Annotated in this window: 15 protein-coding genes; 2 read left to right on the forward strand and 13 right to left on the reverse strand. The window is 64.5% G+C overall.

Annotated features, from left to right (window positions below; translation table 11 throughout):
- Positions 1-3 precede the first annotated feature (3 nt).
- The 5 genes from rimO to phaC all read right to left on the reverse strand — a co-directional run bounded on the left by rimO (position 4) and on the right by phaC (position 5,740).
- Positions 4-1,338, reverse strand: a complete 1,335-nt coding sequence (gene rimO, locus AZKH_RS15515; RefSeq protein WP_015436733.1) for a 30S ribosomal protein S12 methylthiotransferase RimO — start codon at positions 1,336-1,338, stop codon at positions 4-6.
- A 48-nt stretch (positions 1,339-1,386) separates the two neighbouring features.
- Positions 1,387-2,031: a polyhydroxyalkanoate synthesis repressor PhaR gene (gene phaR / locus AZKH_RS15520; protein ID WP_015436734.1), complete on the reverse strand. Its 645-nt coding sequence runs from the start codon at positions 2,029-2,031 to the stop codon at positions 1,387-1,389.
- A gap of 124 nt (positions 2,032-2,155) precedes the next feature.
- A complete protein-coding gene (locus AZKH_RS15525; protein WP_015436735.1) occupies positions 2,156-2,896 on the reverse strand; it encodes a beta-ketoacyl-ACP reductase in 741 nt (246 codons plus the stop codon).
- 224 nt (positions 2,897-3,120) lie between these two features.
- Positions 3,121-3,861, reverse strand: coding sequence for a beta-ketoacyl-ACP reductase (locus AZKH_RS15530; protein WP_015436736.1), 741 nt, complete (start codon positions 3,859-3,861; stop codon positions 3,121-3,123).
- A 136-nt stretch (positions 3,862-3,997) separates the two neighbouring features.
- On the reverse strand, positions 3,998-5,740 hold the full coding sequence (gene phaC, locus AZKH_RS15535) for a class I poly(R)-hydroxyalkanoic acid synthase (protein ID WP_015436737.1): 1,743 nt from the start codon (positions 5,738-5,740) through the stop codon (positions 3,998-4,000).
- Between the two features lie 123 nt (positions 5,741-5,863).
- On the opposite strand from phaC, the gene AZKH_RS27695 reads away from it, so the two are divergent.
- Positions 5,864-6,088 (forward strand): hypothetical protein, encoded by a 225-nt coding sequence (locus AZKH_RS27695; RefSeq protein WP_015436738.1) that lies wholly within the window; start codon positions 5,864-5,866, stop codon positions 6,086-6,088.
- A 35-nt stretch (positions 6,089-6,123) separates the two neighbouring features.
- Here the strand turns inward: AZKH_RS27695 and pgeF are convergent, their stop codons facing one another.
- Both pgeF and rluD read right to left on the reverse strand, forming a co-directional pair.
- Positions 6,124-6,861, reverse strand: coding sequence for a peptidoglycan editing factor PgeF (pgeF, locus tag AZKH_RS15545; RefSeq protein ID WP_015436739.1), 738 nt, complete (start codon positions 6,859-6,861; stop codon positions 6,124-6,126).
- Positions 6,858-7,820, reverse strand: a complete 963-nt coding sequence (gene rluD, locus AZKH_RS15550) for a 23S rRNA pseudouridine(1911/1915/1917) synthase RluD (RefSeq protein WP_231874419.1) — start codon at positions 7,818-7,820, stop codon at positions 6,858-6,860. Before rluD ends, pgeF begins: the two co-directional genes overlap by 4 nt.
- Positions 7,821-7,833: 13 nt before the next feature.
- Here rluD and AZKH_RS15555 point away from each other — a divergent pair, with 13 nt between their 5' ends.
- Positions 7,834-8,631, forward strand: a complete 798-nt coding sequence (locus AZKH_RS15555; RefSeq protein WP_041656256.1) for an outer membrane protein assembly factor BamD — start codon at positions 7,834-7,836, stop codon at positions 8,629-8,631.
- Between the two features lie 19 nt (positions 8,632-8,650).
- Here AZKH_RS15555 and AZKH_RS15560 read toward each other — a convergent pair whose 3' ends face one another.
- The 6 genes from AZKH_RS15560 to AZKH_RS15585 all read right to left on the reverse strand — a co-directional run bounded on the left by AZKH_RS15560 (position 8,651) and on the right by AZKH_RS15585 (position 15,174).
- Complete coding sequence (locus AZKH_RS15560) at positions 8,651-10,096, reverse strand: mannose-1-phosphate guanylyltransferase/mannose-6-phosphate isomerase (protein WP_015436742.1); 1,446 nt, start codon at positions 10,094-10,096, stop codon at positions 8,651-8,653.
- Positions 10,097-10,172: 76 nt separating this feature from the next.
- Positions 10,173-10,634: a sigma factor-like helix-turn-helix DNA-binding protein gene (locus AZKH_RS15565; protein ID WP_015436743.1), complete on the reverse strand. Its 462-nt coding sequence runs from the start codon at positions 10,632-10,634 to the stop codon at positions 10,173-10,175.
- 86 nt (positions 10,635-10,720) lie between these two features.
- Positions 10,721-11,650, reverse strand: a complete 930-nt coding sequence (locus AZKH_RS15570; protein ID WP_015436744.1) for an ABC transporter permease subunit — start codon at positions 11,648-11,650, stop codon at positions 10,721-10,723.
- Positions 11,640-12,458 (reverse strand): taurine ABC transporter ATP-binding protein, encoded by an 819-nt coding sequence (locus tag AZKH_RS15575; protein ID WP_015436745.1) that lies wholly within the window; start codon positions 12,456-12,458, stop codon positions 11,640-11,642. The genes AZKH_RS15570 and AZKH_RS15575 overlap by 11 nt, the downstream gene beginning before the upstream one ends.
- Before the next feature lie 40 nt (positions 12,459-12,498).
- A complete protein-coding gene (gene tauA / locus AZKH_RS15580; protein ID WP_015436746.1) occupies positions 12,499-13,527 on the reverse strand; it encodes a taurine ABC transporter substrate-binding protein in 1,029 nt (342 codons plus the stop codon).
- Between the two features lie 210 nt (positions 13,528-13,737).
- Positions 13,738-15,174 carry an FAD-binding oxidoreductase gene (locus AZKH_RS15585; RefSeq protein ID WP_015436747.1) on the reverse strand — a complete coding sequence of 479 codons (1,437 nt, stop codon included), beginning with the start codon at positions 15,172-15,174 and terminating at the stop codon, positions 13,738-13,740.
- Positions 15,175-15,190: the final 16 nt, after the last annotated feature.

A 15,190-nucleotide genomic window follows, 5' to 3' on the forward strand; every position in this document is an offset into this window, starting at 1 on the left:
GACTCATGAGCTTATCGGCTCGGCATACAGGTCGTGGACGTCGCAGTCCGTGATCCTGACTCGCGCGAACTCCCCGGGTTCGAGGTGTTCGCCGTTCGGGATGATGACCAGGCCGTCGATCTCGGGGGCATCAGCCGGCGAGCGCGCGATCGCGCCCTCTTCGTCGATTTCGTCGACGAGCACCGTCACCTCGCGGTCGATCCAGCGCTCGAGCCGCTGCGTGGAAATGTCTTCCTGGAACTCCATCAGACGCAAGCGGCGCTCCTCGCGGACTTCATCCGGAACCGGATCGGCGAGCTGATTGGCTTCCGCCCCCTCGACCGGCGAATAGGCGAACGCACCGACGCGATCGAGCTGAGCCTCTTCGAGGAAGTTGAGCAGCATCTCGAAATCTTCGTCTGTCTCGCCCGGGAAGCCGGTGATGAAGGTCGAGCGGATCGTCAGGTCCGGGCAGATGCAGCGCCATTTGCGCACACGCTCGAGCACATTCTCGGCGTTGGCAGGCCGCTTCATCGCTTTGAGGATGCGCGGGCTGGCGTGCTGGAAGGGGACGTCGAGGTAAGGCAGGATCTTGCCTTCGGCCATCAGCGGGATCAGCTCGTCGACGCTCGGATAGGGATACACGTAGTGCATCCGCACCCAGACGCCGAGCTCACCCAGCGCCTTCGCGAGGTCGTACAGGCGCGTCTTGAGCGGGCGGCCGTTCCAGAAGCCAGTCCGGTACTTGGTGTCGACGCCGTAGGCACTGGTGTCCTGCGAGACGATCAGCAGTTCCTTCACGCCGGCATCGACCAGCGCTTCGGCCTCGCGCATCACTTCGTGAATCGGACGCGAGACGAGGTCGCCACGCATCGACGGAATGATGCAGAAGGTGCAGCGGTGATTGCAGCCCTCGGAAATCTTGAGATAGGCGTAATGCCCCGGCGTCAGCCGGATCCCCTGAGGCGGCACGAGGTCGGTGAACGGGTCGTGCGGCTTGGGCAGGTGCTGATGCACGGCCTTCATCACGGCATCGGTCGCGTGCGGGCCGGTGACGGCGAGCACCTGAGGATGCGCGGCGAGGACGACGTCGTCCTTGGCTCCGAGGCAGCCCGTGACAATCACCTTGCCGTTCTCGGCGAGCGCCTCGCCAATTGCGTCGAGCGACTCTTCGACCGCGGCATCGATGAAGCCGCAGGTATTTACGACCACGAGGTCTGCGTCGTCGTAGCTGCCGGAGATATCGTAGCCCTCGGCGCGCAGGCGCGTGAGGATGTGTTCGGAATCGACTGTCGCCTTCGGACAGCCAAGGGAAACGAAGCCGACACGCGGCACGTCGAGTTTTTTCGTCGGGGTCATGCTCTCTACTGCGATACGCGCGGCACCCGGTCAGGCCCGCGCGCCGTCTTATTTCTGGTTGGAACGACCAGTCTTGGTCGTCGAAGCTGCATCGCCCTTCTCCGTGGCCTGACCCGAAGAGGACGACGTGCCACCACCCTGAGGTTCCCGGGCGGCGGGGCTGTAGTTGGGGAACTGGAAGCCAGTGAACATGTTACGCGTCTGATTCTCGATCTGCTCCTGCATCTGCGAGAACATTTTCTTGCTCTGGTCGACGTAGGTTCCCATCACGCTCTGCAGCGCCGGTCCCTGGAAATTCAGGAACTGGGCCCAGAGGTCCTGGCTGACCGTGCTGTTCTCGCCGTAGATCGCCTTCGACTGCTCCTGCAGCTTGGCCTGCATTTCGGTGAATGCCTTGATGTTGTTTTCAAGGTACTTGCCCATCATGCCCTGCGTGGCATTGCCGTAGAACCGGATCATGTGGGCCAGCAGATCGCTGGTGAACATCGGGGCGCCGCCGGCTTCCTCTTCGAGGATGATCTGAAGCAGGATGCTGCGGGTCAGGTCCTCACCGGTCTTCGCATCGACGACCTGGAATTCCTCGCGGCTCAATACCAACTCCTTCACATCGGCCAGCGTGATGTAGGAACTCGTGCGGGTGTCGTAAAGACGACGGTTGGGATACTTCTTGATAAGACGTGCCTGGTCAACCATCACTACCTCTCCTCGGCGGCGGTGAATTCCGCTCTGCATGTATGAAAATTATACCGCGGTGCGGAAATAAAAACCCCGCCGTTCGGCGGGGTCGAGCAACCACGGGCCGCGCGCGGATTGCGCATCAGCACATATGGAGGCCACCGTTGATGTTGATGGTGGCGCCGGTCACATAGCCGGCCAGTTCGGAGGAGAGGTAGGAGCACAGGGCGCCGATTTCTTCCGGCTTTCCCAGACGCTTCATCGGAACGGTGTCGATGATGCCTTGGCGGATGTCGTCGCGGATCGCCATGACCATCTCGGTGCCGATGTAGCCCGGGGCGATGGCGTTGACGGTGACGCCCTTGGTCGCGAGCTCGGCCGCCAGCGCCTTCGTGAAGCCCAGCACGCCCGCCTTGGCGGTCGAGTAGTTGGTCTGGCCGGCCTGACCCTTGACGCCGTTAACCGACGAGATATTGATGATGCGCCCCCAGCCACGCTCGGCCATCTTCGGCGACACGTGATGGGTGACGTTGAACAGGCTGTTGAGGTTGGTGTTGATCACCGCATCCCACTGGCCCTTCTCCATCTTCGGGAAGAACTTGTCACGCGTGATGCCGGCGTTGTTCACCAGGATCTCGATCGGGCCGACTTCGGCTTCGATCTTGGCAACCATGGCCTTGCAGGATTCGTAGTCGGACACGTCACCTTCAGCGGCGACGAAGTCAAAGCCGAGTTCCTTCTGTTTGGCGAGCCACTCGTCCTTCTGAGGAAAACCGGGCAGACAGTTGGCGACGACCTTGAGGCCATCCTGGGCCAGCGATTGACAGATCGCGGTGCCCAAACCACCCATTGCGCCGGTAACGAGTGCGACTTTCTGACTCATAGTGCAATCCTCTTGCAGATTCGGGATGAGGAAGCACGATCAGTCTCACCCTTGTGATTCGCCGCGTGCCTCCCCCTGGCAACCATGCGGCAATGCATTACCGCAAAGTTCTCGGATTATAGGCACTTTTCGGCATATGTGCTGCACTGCAAAAAACGGGCCCGAAAGAAAACGGCGCGGCCCCAATCGGGAACGCGCCGTTGGCAGATCCAGGCGAAGCTGGATCAGAACATGTGCTGACCGCCGTTGATCGAGATGTTGGCGCCGGTCACGAAGGCCGCTTCTTCCGATGCCAGGTAAGCTACCAGTCCGGCGATCTCTTCCGGTTTGCCGAGGCGCGAGACCGGAATCTGCGGCAGGATCTTGGATTCGAGGATTTCCTGGGGAATCGCCATGACCATCTTCGTGCCGATGTAGCCCGGAGAAATGGTGTTCACAGTGACGCCGGAACGTGCGACTTCCAGTGCGAGGGCCTTGGTAAAGCCGTGCATGCCCGCCTTGGCGGCGGAGTAGTTGGTCTGACCGAAGGCGCCCTTCTGGCCATTCACCGACGAGACGTTGATCACGCGGCCCCACTTGCGCTCGACCATGCCGTCCATGACCTGCTTAGTCATGTTGAAGACGCTGTCGAGGTTGGTGCTGATGACGGCGTCCCAGTCCGCCTTGGTCATCTTCTTGAAGGTCATGTCGCGGGTGATACCGGCGTTATTGACCAGGACATCGATCGGGCCGACTTCGCTCGTCACGGTGTCGACACACGCCTTGCAGGCATCGAAATCAGATACGTCGCACGGATAGGCCTTGAAACCGTACCCCATGTTGTTCATGGTCTGCAGCCATTCGGCCGCCTTGTTGTTGCCCGGCGAATGGGTGGTAACGACGCGGTATCCCAGCGCCGACAGCTTGATGCAAATTGCTTCGCCCAGACCACCCATACCTCCCGTCACAAGCGCAACTCGTGCCATGCTATTTCCTCTCCCGTGTTTCGTCTCTCGAAGGGTTTCCAGCAATACCGGCAGCGCCCCCCGTATCCGCTGCCGCTGGTAGATTCTTGTTGCTTATTGTTCCCTATTCTCTCCGCCGGGCGAGAGCGAGGTTGTATCAGGCTTTCTCCTTGACGTAGCGCCCGGGCGCCGGTTCGATCGGCGCGTACTTGGCATTGCCGAGCCGGCCGCGCGCCGCGACCTGCTTGCCGCCGAACTGCGCGAGCCACTTGCTCCAGTGCAGCCACCAACTGCCCTTGTTCTCGACGGCGCTGTCGAGCCATTCGTCGGGGTCCGCGGCCTTCACGTCGTTGACCCAGTAGCTGCGCCGGTTCTTCGACGCCGGGTTGATCGCACCGGCGATGTGGCCGCTCGCACCGAGAACGAAAGTCGTATCGCCGCCGAGCAGGCCGCGCGACAGGTAAGCCCCCTTCCATGGCACGATGTGGTCTTCACGTGTCGCCAGGAGATAGGCCGGGGCATTGACTTTGCCGAGATCCACCTTGACGCCGAGCATCTTGAGCTTGCCCGGCACGCGCAGATTGTTCTCGAGATACATGTTGCGCAAATACCACGTCAGGAAGGGCCCGGCGAGGTTCGTGCTGTCGGAATTCCAGTACAGGAGGTCGAAGGCCTGCGGCTTGTTGCCCTTGAGGTAGTTGCCGACGACGTACTGCCACACGAGGTCGTTCGCGCGCAGAGAGGAGAACACGTTCGCCAGCTCCTGCCCGGGCATGAGGCCGCCCTTGCCGATCGCCGCTTCGCGTGCCGCGATGCTCGCCTCGTCGACGAGGCAGGCGAGTTCGCCGGCATCGGCGAAATCCAGCAGGGTGGTCATCAACGTCACGCTCGCGACCGGATCCTCGCCGCGCGCCCTGGCCACCGCGAGCGCAGAGGTGAGGATGGTGCCGCCGACGCAGAAGCCCAGCACGTTCGGTTTCTTGACCCGCGTGACGGCGCGCACGATGTCGAGAGCCGTGAGCGGGCCCTTTTCGATGTAGTCGTCCCAAGTGAAGGCGGCCTCGTCCGCCTTCGGGTTCTTCCACGAGACGAGGAAGACGGTGTAGCCCTTCTCGACGACGAAGCGCACCAGGGAGTTTTCCGGCTGGAGATCCAAGATGTAGAACTTGTTGATGCAGGGCGGCACGATCAGCAGCGGCGCCTGGGCGACCTTGTCGGTCAGCGGCGCGTACTGGATGAGCTGCATCAGCTCGTTTTCGTAGATGACCGAACCCGGTGTCAGGGCCATGTTGCGGCCGACTTCGAAGGCCGCGTCGTCGGTCATCGAGATGCGGCCCTTCTCGAGGTCGGCAAGCAGGTTTTCGAGGCCGCGGGTGATGCTCTCGCCCTTGGACTCGAGCGCGGCTTTGATGAACTCGGGATTCGTCGCGGCGAAGTTCGAGGGGGCGAGCGCGTCGATGTATTGGCGCGTCAGGAACTGGACGCGGGATTTGGCGCGTCCGTCGGCCATCGGCAGCTCTTCGGCGACGCGCTTGAGGAAATCAGCGTTGAGCAGGTAAGCCTGGCGCACGTAATCGAAGACCGGGCTTTCGGCCCATTCAACGGAGGTGAAGCGACGGTCGCCCGCTTCCGGCCTGATCACCGGCTCGCTGGTTTCACCGGGGTTTCGCTGCAGCAGCGTGTTCCAGAGCGTGATATGCCGCTCGGCGAACGAATTCTGCAGGCGTGTGAAGGCTTCGGTTTCGGGGAGCGGGACGCTGGCGGCGGCGGCCCCGCTGCTGTCCTGAATCGCTGCGTGCTGGCGAGCGACCCCCTCGAAGAAGTTCTGGGCCATCGTCTGGCCGAATTGAAGCATTACCTGAAACGCAGCTGTCGACTGCTTGTTGTCTGATTCGGACATCAACTACTCCTGGGGCGAGACTCCGGAGCAAGCCGTGCTCCGCGCATTGGTACTTTCGTCCATTATCTTGCCATCGGCAGGCCGCTGTGCCGAGCCAAATTTGCGCGGATAAAATCGCACCCCATGTACATTGTCGCAATTGCCTGGTTATACGTAGCCGTGATGGCGGCCGCATCCGATACCACCGTCATCGGCGGAATTCTCACGTTCGTGTTCTGGGGGATCGCGCCGCTCGCCCTGTTCCTGTGGCTCACGGGCACTCCCGCCCGTCATCGGAGCACTCGCCGAAGAGCACCCGAAGAGGGTACAGGGGCAGAAGATAGAGCCGATTCCCATGACAAGCAATAGTGAATAGCGGGTAGATATTCCCGAATCAGGTAGTTTCAGTCCGCGAGCCAGACGAGCGAGGCCATGCGACCGGTGACGCCGTCGCGGCGGTAGGAGAAGTAGCGCAGCGGGTCGGACCAGGTGCATTCGCCGCCGCCGAAGATGCGCGTCACGCCGAGCGCAGCAAGGCGGAGTCGGGCGAGGAGGAAGAGATCGGCCATCCACTTGCCGCGTTGCGCGGCGGGGCGGAACGCGTCGGTGGCGGCCGGGTTGCCGGCACAGAATGCCTGGCGCACCTCGTCGCCGACTTCGAAGGCGTCGGGACCGATCGCCGGCCCCATCCATGCCAGGATCCTGCCGGGTGGGACCGCCATGCGTGCGACGGCGGCATCGAGGACGCCTGCGGCAAGACCGCGCCAGCCGGCGTGCGCGGCGGCGACGACCGTGCCCATGTCGTCACAGAAGAGCACCGGCAGGCAGTCGGCCGTCATGATCGCGCAGACGGCGGAAGGCCGGGTTGCGACCGAGGCGTCGGCCTTCGGGGTGCCCTCTGCGACTGCATCGGCATCGGCGATCTCGATGCCATGAACCTGTTCGAGCCACAGCGGCTCAGCGGGGAGGCAGCTTCGCAGCAGCCACCGATTCTGCGCCACCGCCGACGGCGAATCGCCGACGTGGGTGCCGAGATTCATGCTGGCGTATGGGCCGGAACTCACGCCCCCGTGCCGCGTCGTGACGAAGGCGCGGACGTTGGACGGAGCGGGCCAGTCGGGTTGGATCCAGTCCGGACTCATCGCGACACCTCCTGCCTGAGCATTGCGATCAGGTCGGCGAAATCGGTGGGAGGATTGGCCTGCCAGGACATTTCGTCCCCGCTCGATGGGTGGATCAGGCCGAGACGGTAGGCGTGCAGCGCCTGCCGCGGGAAGCCGTCGAGGATGGGGTTGCCGCAACGGCGCAGGCCGTAGGTCGCATCGCCGACGAGCGGATGGCCGATGTGGGCCATATGCACGCGGATCTGGTGCGTGCGCCCGGTTTCGAGCTGGCATTCGACGAGCGTCGAGCGAGCGAACTGCTCGCGGACGAAGTAGCGCGTGACGGCCGGGCGGCCGGATTGCACCACGGCCATGCGGGTGCGGTTCGTCGGGTGGCGCCCGATGGGCTCGTCGACGATGCCCGGGCCGGTGATGAGCCGATGCACGAGCGCGAGGTAGTGGCGCTTGACGGTGCGCGCCTGCAACTGGCGGACGAGGTCGGTCTGGGCTTCGAGGGTCTTGGCGACGACGAGCAGGCCGCTGGTGTCCTTGTCGAGGCGATGCACGATCCCGGCACGCGGGACAGACGCGACCGCGGGCGCGTGGTGCAGCAGCGCGTTGAGCAGGGTCCCGCTCCAGTTGCCGCTGCCCGGATGGACGACGAGGCCGACCGGCTTGTTGATCACGAGCAGCGTGTCGTCCTCGAAGACGACGTCGAGCGGGATGTCTTCGGGCGCCTCGGCGACCTCCTCGGGGGTGGGCAGCGCGCTGACTTCGAGCGTCTCGCCACCCCAGACCTTGAGCTTCGCGTCCTGCTGACCGCCATTGAGCAGCACACGCCCGGCCTTCAGCCAGCCCTGCAAGCGGCTGCGCGAGTGCGCAGGGAAGAGCTGGGCGAGCGCCTGATCGAGGCGCAATCCGGCACACTCGGCCGGAATCGTCAGCTGGTGGTACAAAGCGGGGTCGTCCTGTGGGCTATAATCGTCCGGTTCATTCACGCGAGTGTTTTCGATGGCTAGGTTCACCCTTCGAAGTTTAGCGGTTATCGGGGCGTTGCTGCTCGGCGGCTGCGGCCTGTTGCCCGAACAGGTTGATGAAACGGCGGGCTGGAGTGCGCAGCGGCTTTATACCGAAGCCAAGCAGTTCATGACTGACGGGTATTACGACCAGGCGATCAAGCTCTACGAGAAGCTTGAAGCGCGCTATCCGTACGGGCGTTTCGCACAGCAGGCGCAGATCGAAACGGCCTACGCGCAGTACAAGTCGAGCGAGCCGGCGCTGGCGATCGCGGCCGCGGATCGCTTCATCAAGCTGCATCCGAACCATCCGAACGTCGACTACGTGTATTACCTGAAGGGGCTGGCCACCTTCAACGAGGATTTGGGCCTGCTCGCGGGGCTGTCGAACCAGGATCTGTCCGAGCGCGACCCGAAGGCCGCCCAGGAGTCGTTCGACACGTTCAGCCAGTTGGTAACGCGCTTCCCGGAGAGCAAGTACGCCGACGACGCCCGTCTGCGCATGCAGTACCTGGTGAATGCGCTGGCGCAGCACGAGGTGCACGTTGCGCGTTACTACTTCCGTCGGGGCGCGTACGTGGCGGCGATCAACCGCGCCCAGGCGGCGCTGAAGACCTACCCGCAGACGCCGGCGATCGAAGAGGCGCTGGTGGTGCTGGTGAAGAGCTACGACGCGCTGGGCATGACCGATCTGCGCGACGATGCGGAACGGGTGCTGCAGAAGAACTTCCCGAACAGCGTGTACATGGCGGGCGGCCCGAAGGTCGACCGCCCGTGGTGGCAGCTCTGGTAATCCCCTCCCCGGCCGCCCTTCAGCGGCGGCCGTAGGTATCCTCGAAGCGGACGATATCGTCCTCGCCGAGATAGCTCCCCGACTGGACCTCGATGATTTCCAGCGTGAGCTTGCCCGGGTTTTCGAGGCGGTGCGTGACGCCGAGCGGGATGTAGGTCGACTGGTTTTCGGTGAGCAGGAAGGTTTCTTCGCCGCGCGTCACCTTCGCGGTGCCGCGGACGACGACCCAGTGTTCGGCGCGATGGTGATGCATCTGCAGGCTCAGCGACGCGCCGGGCTTGACCTCGATGCGCTTGACCTGGAAGCGCCCGCCGCCGTCGATCGCGTCGTAACAGCCCCAAGGACGATGGATCTTGCGGTGGGCGAAGGCCTGCGGACGCTTCTCGGCCTTGAGGCGTGCGACGATCTTCTTCACGTCCTGGGTGCTGGCCTTGCGCGCGACCATCACGGCGTCCGCGGTTTCCACGATCACCAGATCCTCGACGCCGAGGCAGGCGACCATGCGACTCGTGGCGTGGACCAGGGTATCGCGGGTGGCTTCGAGCAGGACGTCGCCGCGCGCGGAGTTGCCGGCGTCGTCGCGCTCGGCCAGCGCCCACAGGGCGTCCCAGGCGCCGACATCGGACCAGCCGACCGACATCGGTACCACGCGCGGAGGGATGCCGAGTTCGGGCGTTTGCGCCAGGCGCTCCATCACGGCGTAGTCGATCGAATCCGACGGGCAGGCTTCGAAGGCCTCACGGCCGACGCGGACGAAATCCGCGTCTCGCGTTTCGGCATCGATGCCGGCCGAGCAGGCGGCAAGCATCTCCGGATTGAAATGCCCGATGGCTTTCAGCCAGACGTCCGAGCGAACCATGAAGAGGCCGCTGTTCCAGAGGTAGTCGCCGCTCGCGAGGTATTGGGCTGCCGTGTCCGCATCGGGCTTTTCGACGAAGGCCGAGACGTCGTGTACGCCCGGCGCCGTCTCGTCTCCGATGCGGATGTAGCCGTAACCGATTTCGGCGCGCTCGGGGACAATGCCGAAGGTCACCATCGCCCCCTCCACCGCGGCGTCGAGCCCAAGGGCAACGGCGCGGTGAAAGGCTTCGATGTCGCGGATCACATGATCGGCCGGCATCACGAGCAACACGCCTTCACCGAACTCACGCTGCACGGTCAATGCGGCAAGAGTCAGGGCTGGCGCGGTGTTGCGACCGACAGGCTCCAGGATGATGTGGTGCGAGGGACAACCGGCGGCACGCATTTGTTCGGCCGTGATGAAGCGGTATTCCTCGTTGCAGACGACGATGGACTCGGAGGCGACCTGCAGCGCGCCGGTAAAACCGCTGAGCCGCGTCGCGGTCTGTTGCAGCATGGTCTCGTCGCCGGTCAGGGCGAGCAGTTGTTTGGGATATTGCTCGCGGGACAGCGGCCACAGCCGGGTTCCGGAACCGCCGGAAAGAATGACGGGGTGAAGGTACATGCTCGGGTTCCTTGAGGATTCAGGGCTCGTAGCAGTGAGCGCCCATGACAACGGGACACTCTTCTGAAACGATAGCCTACGGGAGGGAAGCCCGGGCAGCCGTATCCAACTGTGTGCGCAGTTTGTCGCGGCCGAGCGACAGCGAGCCGATGACCGAGGCCACAGACCACCCGATCACGCTCGCCACTTCCTCGCAGGTCATGCGCTCAAGGACGATAAGCAGCAGGATTGCCCGCTGCTCATCGGGCAAGGCCTGGAGTGCTGCGTCGACGGGGCTGGCTTCGGATGTTCTGACGGGGCTTCCGCCGGAAACCTCGCGACCGCCCCCCGCAAAATAGCGCTGGTGCATGATGCCGAGAAGGCAGGGACGGATGTCCTGCGGACACGGGCGTGTGGCCGTCCGAGAGCAGGCGTATTCGAGGGTGTCCCGGACCAAGTCGTCCGCCCGCGATCGATTGCCGATGAGGGCGCGCGCATAGCGGCGCAGGTTCGGGACAGCGGCCATCAGCCGGTCTTGTTGGTCTTCGAGGGCTGGCATCCGGCTGCGTTGCCGCTTTGAGAACTAATCGACGGGACTGGACGGCCCCGCCCCGGGGAGTGAATCCGGGGCGGGGCCGCGATGCATCACACCTTGCCTTTCCAGGGCACCAGCAGGCGCTCGACGTAGCGCATCATCACGTCGAAGGCGAAGGCGAAGAGGCCGATGACGAGGATGCCCATGATCACGATGTCGCTGGCGAGGAACTCGGCGGCATTGAGGACCATGAAGCCGAGGCCCTTGGTGGAAGCCACCATCTCGCCGGCGACGAGGGTCGACCAGCCGACGCCGATGCCGATGCGCATGCCGGTGAAGACCTCGGGGATCGCCGCCTTGAGGATCACATGGAAGATCACCTGCGTTCGGCTCGCGCCCATCGAGTAGGCGGCGTGGATTTGCTCCATCGACACCGAGCGCACGCCGGAGCGGGCAGCGATCGCCATCGGCGCGAAGATCGCGAGGAAGATCAGGTAGACCTTCGAGAACTCGCCGATGCCGAACCAGATGATGACCATCGGCAGGTAGGCGAGCGGCGGCAGCGGGCGGTAGAGCTCGATCGGGGGATCGAACACGCCGCGCGCGACGCGGTTGACGCCCATCAGCACGCCGATCGGGATCGCCGTGCTGCAGGCGAGCAGGAAGGCGCCCATCACGCGGGCGAGGCTCGTCAGCGCGTGTTCGAGCAGCGTCGCGCCGGCGAAGCCTTCGGTCGAGACGGCGACGAACTTGTCGATCACCGCGCCGGGCGACGGCAGGAAGAGCGGCTTCACCCAACCCGCGGACGTGACGAGGAACCACAGCCCGAGGAGCATGGCGATCGTGACGGAGCTGATCATCGAGCTGCCGCCCTGCCCCGGCGCGCCGAAGGCCTGGCCGGGCTTGACCGAGCGCGTCGCGAAGAGCCGGGAGAGCAGTCCGGGCGAGGCGACGCTTTCGTTCGGAATGTGCATGGCGATCGCGCCCCCCTGTCCTGCCGACGGCGCGAGACGCGTGGCAGTGTTCGATTTACGCGGCATGGGCCACCTCTTGTTCTGCGGCATTGCCGCGTTCGTCGCCGTAGATGATGCCGAGCACCTTCTCGCGCATCTTGATGAAGTCCGGACTGGACTTCACCGCGCGGGCATCGCGGGATTCGAGGAATCGACGGTTAAAGTCGAGATCGTAGGTGTGCGTGATGCGCCCGGGGCGCGGAGACATGACGATCAGGCGGCTGGCGAGGAAGAGCGCCTCTTCGACACTGTGGGTGATGAAGAAGAACATCTTGTTCGTCTTCTGCCAGACGTCGAGCAGCAGCTCCTGGATGGTCTCCCGGGTCAGCGCGTCGAGCGCCGCCATCGGTTCGTCCATCAGCAGCATCGCGGGGTTGCAGGTGAGCGCGCGGGCGATGCCGACGCGCTGCTGCATGCCACCCGAGAGGTGGTAGATCATGTGCCGGTGGAAGTCCTGCAGGCCGACGAGCTTGAGGTTGCGCGCGGCGCGCTCGCGACGCTCGGCCTTGGGCACGCCCTGCAGCTTGAGGCCGAACTCGGTGTTCTCCATGACGTTGAGCCAGGGCAGCAGCGCGTGCTTCTGGAACACGACGCCGCGGTCCGAGCCGGGGCCTTGCACGCGTCGGCCGCCGAGCTGGATCTGGCCGGAGGACGGCGAGATGAAGCCCGCCATCAGGCTCAGCAGCGTGGTCTTGCCGCAGCCCGAGGCGCCGAGAGCGACGACGAAGTCGCCGCTGTCGATGCTGAGGTTGATGTTGTCGAGCGCATGTACCTGCTCCCCGGGGCGATGCCCCGGGTAGACCACGCTGACGCCCTGGATGTGGAGGCTGTCCATGGGATTTCTCCTGTTGCTCTGTGGGGCGGGGGCCGACGGCTCAGTGCAGCTTCAGCGCCGCTTCGACGTATTTCGGCGTCACGTACTTGCCGTAGTCGGGCGCGAGCGTGTCGATGCGCTTCTGGTCCTTGAGGAATTCGGCGGTCGCCTTGAGCGCCTTGCCGACCCCGCCCTGCTGGCCGCCACCGAGCCAGGCGCTGGAGGCCTGCTCTTCCAGTGACGGGTAGCGGTAGAGTTTCAGCGCTGCCGCGGCTTCGCTGGCGTCGCCGCCGATAGCCTTGACGATGGCCTTCACCTGCGGGGAGTCGGCGGTCCAGGACTGCGGGTTGTTGCGGTAGGAGGCGTCGGCATCGGCGATGGCCTTGACGAATTTCGCCATGAACTCGGGGTTGGCCTCGGCCCAGGCGCGGTTCGCGGCCATGCCGTCGAAGGTCGCCTTGCCTTTCTTGCTCAGTTCGCCGGAGGTGATCATGACCTTGCCGGACTGCTTGATGCGGGCGAGCGCGGGATCCCAGACGTAGGCGGCGTCGATGTCACCGCGTTCCCAGGCGGCGGCGATCTGGTTGGGCTGCATGTTGAGCACCTGCACGTCGGAAGGCTTCAGGCCCCACTGCTCGAGGGCGTACATGGTGTGGAAGTGCGTGGTGGAGACGAAGGGGGTACCGAGCTTCTTGCCCTTGAGGTCTTGCGGCTTGTCGATGCCGGAGCCGTTGCGTACGACCAGGGCTTCCGCTTCGTTGATGTCGTCGAGGATCCAGAAGAGCTGGATGTCGACATCGCGGCTCACCGCAGCGGTCACCGGACTGGAGCCGATGACGCCGATCTGCACGTCGCCGGAGGTCATCGCGGTCGCGACCTTGGCGCCGGATTCGAACTGCCGCCACTTGACCTTGTAGCCGGTGGCCTTCTCGACGCTGCCGTCGGCGATCGCGACGAGCAGCGGGCCGACGATCTGCTGGTAGGCGATGGTGACTTCCTTCTGCTCGGCAAACGCGCTTCCGGCGACGACGGTGGTGCCTACGAGTACCGACCCTACGATGCGTCCAACAATACGCTTGATGCTGTTCATGGCTTGTCTCCTTCGATGGTGTGTCTTCGGCTGCCGCGCACGCTCTCGTGGGCGCTATGGATCGCAGCGGCCGGGCTGCTTGAAACTTCGCTATGCGGTAGGCAACTCCCTCCCTCGGACTGCAAGATTCGGATGGACCGGGGCCCTGGCGGCGCGGAAATCCGCGTCACCACAGGCTGGATGTGAGCCGGAACGGAAAAGCCGACTGGCTTAGAGGACTTCGTCCTTGAAGTGGTACCAGCGGTAGAGCCACCACTGGCCGAAGCGTCGGAACGGGGCGAAGAGTTCCGATTCGACCATCTCGCGCACGTTCGGGAACGGGAGCCTGGAGCGGAAGATCGGGAGTTCCGGCGTGCGGATGCCGGCGATGTTCTCGGCGAGGCGCCGCCCGGCCTGCGCCGAGTACATGACGCCGTTGCCGCCGTAGCCGAGGGCGTAGTAGATGGTCTGCCTCGGGTCCGGCTGGTAGATGCGCGGCATCATGTCGTGGCTGACATCCACCCAGCCCCACCACGAGTAGTCGATCTGGATGCCTTCGAGCGCCGGAAACTTGCGGTGCAGGTCGCGGATGAGGAACTGCTTGTACTTGTCATCGGGCGCGTCGCGGCCTGTGATCGCGCTGCGGCTGCCGATCTGCACGCGGCCGTCGGGCAGCAGCCGGTAGTAGTGGCGCAGGATGCGGGTGTCGGTGATGACCTGGGTCGTGCGAAAGTTGCAGGCGTCGATCTCGGCCTTGGTCAGCGGGCGCGTGACGATGGAGTTCGACAGGATCGGCAGCAGGCGATTCTTGAGTTCGCGGTGGAGGCCATTCGAGGTGTAGCCGCCGGTCGCGATGCCGACCGCGCGGGCGCGTACGATGCCGCCCGGCGTCTTCAGGTAATGCACGCCGTTCTTCGTTTCCCAGCCCATCACGGGGCTCGCGGGATGGACCTTGACGCCCAGCGCGCGCGCCTTCTTCAGGTAGCCGAAGGCGAGCTTGCCGGCGTGGATGCCGATGCCTTCCGGTTCGTGCATCGCACCTGCGGCTTCCTTGTCGTCGACGTATTGGCGCTTGACGGTGTCGGCGTCGAGGATGCGGGCGTCGTAGTTGAAGACCTCGCGCAGGATCTTCGCTTCCTTCTCCAGCACCGGCATCACGCGCGGCTTGTGGGCGATGTAGAGATGGCCGCCGGGCTGCGGGTCGCAGTCGATGTCCTTGATCATCTCCTTGAAGTTCTGCATCGCGTCGCAGATTTCCTCATGCAGGCGCAGCGCGGTGTCGAGGCCGTAGCGCTCGATCCACTGCGAGCGTTTGAGCCGCCCGGAGGCGCACTGGGCCTGGCCACCGTTGCGCGTGCTGCAGCCCCAGGCCGTGCGATTGGCTTCGAGCACGGTCGCCTTGATGCCGTACTTCTCGGCGAGCGAGATCGCGGCGGTGAGGCCGGTGAAGCCGGAGCCGATGATCGCGACGTCGACGTCGATGTCGTGCGTGACCGGGCCGTCGTCGGCAGGCGGCTCGCCGGCGGTGCCGATCCAGTAGGTCGGCGCGTAGTCGCGGCCCTGTCCCGGCGTCGCCGCTACCAGCGGGTCGTAGGCGGGATCGTAGGGGCGCGCGGCGGGCGTTGCGCCTGCGTTCGTTACGATCCGCTTCTCTGCAATGGCTTCCATGTCCCGACTCCTGATG

It is taken from the genome of Azoarcus sp. KH32C (assembly GCF_000349945.1).
Lineage (GTDB): Bacteria > Pseudomonadota > Gammaproteobacteria > Burkholderiales > Rhodocyclaceae > Aromatoleum.